Below are 2,164 nucleotides of genomic sequence, written 5' to 3'. Positions count from 1 at the left end.
ATTATTATTAGTGTAATTCCTGAAACAATAAAGAATAAGCAAAATAAAAAAAATCCAACATCCACTTTCATTTATCCCCTTAAATTTAACAATAATTGCTGTTAAAAAACTTCTTTTTTGAATTTATTATACCATTCCTTATACAACTAAACTGCCATTTTGTTGTAGAGTAGAGAACTGATTTCAAAGGGATAGCTTGCGCTATCTCCTCTATTTTCAGCTCCCCCTCATCAAACCGTACGTGAGGTTTTCCCTCATACGGCTTTCCGATGTTCTTCTTTCTTGTGCTTTACGGATACTACCTTGCCATTTTCACAATTAAATGATAAATTTCTTCCCGAACGTTCTTTAAATTACCATGTTTATTTCTATTATTTCTTTTCTTGTTATAGAAGAGAGTGAGTCTTTCAAGTACATACCAATCTATTTTATTTAGCCATTCAGATGCTTTTGAGGAGATTTTATAATAATTTTTAAAGCCCAGAAGCTTCCTATTTAATCCTTTGACTATTTCTTTAATATCTAAATGCAATTTGTGTCTCGGTTCTGTATATGCTTTAATCTTGGCTCTCATCTTTTTCATGGCATTTTTCTTCGGAATGTGTGACATTGCGTAGTAGGATTTTCCACCTTTTAGTAAGACCTTAAATTTTCGGTTGTGGAATCCTAAGAAATCAAAACCTTCTTTGTTATCAAACAGATTTACTAGTTTCGATTTTTCACGATTGATTGTTAAGTCCAGTTTGTTCATGATTGCTTGTAATATCTTTATACTTTCTAAAGCTTGTTGTTTTGTTCTAGTTAAAATTACAAGGTCATCTGCGTAACGAACTAGCTCCCCTAAATGATGGAATTTCTTCATCCAGAGTTTATCAAGTGTGTTCAAATAGATATTTGCGAGTAATGGAGAGATTACCCCACCTTGCGGTGTCCCCGTAAGGGGATTTCTTATCGTTCCTTCTTCCATTATTCCTGCTTGTAACCATTTTCGGATTAACTTTAAAACTCGGCGGTCATTGATTTTCTGTTCAACTAGCTTCATCAGTTTGTCTTGATTAATGTTATCAAAGTAACCTTGGATATCGACGTCGACTACCCAAGAACTATTTCTGCTTGCTTTCCTTATTTTTGCCATCGCTTGATGGGCGTTTCTCTTAGGACGGAATCCAAATGAACAATCTTGAAAATCAGCTTCAAAAATAGGCTCAATGACCAGCTTTGTTGCCATTTGTACCACTCTGTCTTTTATGGTAGGAATCCCTAGAGGTCTTTTCTTTCCATCGTCTTTTGGAATATACGTCCTCAAAACAGGATTAGGATTGTAATTATTCTCTTTAAGCTGTGCATACAATTCATTTAAGAATTTACTTTCTCCATATTTTGTAACGATCTCATCAATCGTCTGTCCGTCTATTCCTCCACTTCCTCTCTTTCTCTTTACACGTTTCCACGCTTCTAATAAAATGTCAGGGCGATAGATTTTATCGTATAATGCATGAAATTTACGATTAGGTTTCTCCTTGGCACATAGATATAGTGTTTTCAAAAGTTCTTGAGCTTTTTCATCGGTGTAGTTAGCTAGTTTTCTAGCATTCACTCACTCTTACCTCCTTCTCACACATAAACAAAGTAGAGGTCCTTTCCTATATCATGTTGTGTTGTCATGATAATCATTGGTACTATGACCTCCTCCGACTCCCTCTTTACAGTCCGCCATTTCGCAATCACTTATAGGCTTCCTCGCTCCTTTAATTCCAAGGGTAAAATAGGGTCTCCCCAGTTCCTTTAATTACTTTCTTTACATGTCGTTCCCCATACCCCGAGAGATTCTTGAGTGTTGTTCCAAGTTCTACACACCTTCCATGGTCTTCGCCTTTTATCCCTAGGCTCGACTTCTCTTTGTCCTCTATTGAGGTTTCTTTTGACGAGGCGGCAGGATTCACTTTATGTTACAACCTGTAGAGTTGCTCGCACTTCCGAAAGGAAGTTACTTTATCACAGGGCTTCAACCTTAGGATTTCTCCACCAGTTGCCTGTTAGCTACTAGGCGACTTGGCTCTTACCTAGACTGGACTTTCACCAGTTAGCAATTAACGGCTTGCTGGGCACGCGAATAAGAAAAAGCGATCTTCTTTTGAAGTATCGCATGCGTTCGTATTATAAG

Annotated in this window: 1 protein-coding gene; it reads right to left on the bottom strand. The window is 37.1% G+C overall.

Annotated elements, in window-relative coordinates; genetic code table 11:
• Positions 1 to 298: 298 nt before the first annotated feature.
• Positions 299 to 1,597 carry a group II intron reverse transcriptase/maturase gene (ltrA, locus tag COE53_RS22200; RefSeq protein ID WP_098948737.1) on the bottom strand — a complete coding sequence of 433 codons (1,299 nt, stop codon included), beginning with the start codon at positions 1,595 to 1,597 and terminating at the stop codon, positions 299 to 301.
• Positions 1,598 to 2,164 lie beyond the last annotated feature (567 nt).

The organism is Bacillus sp. AFS029533 (genome assembly GCF_002585125.1).
In the GTDB taxonomy this organism is placed as follows: domain Bacteria; phylum Bacillota; class Bacilli; order Bacillales; family Bacillaceae_G; genus Gottfriedia; species Gottfriedia luciferensis_B.
This window is presented reverse-complemented; position numbering and strand designations above follow the sequence as displayed.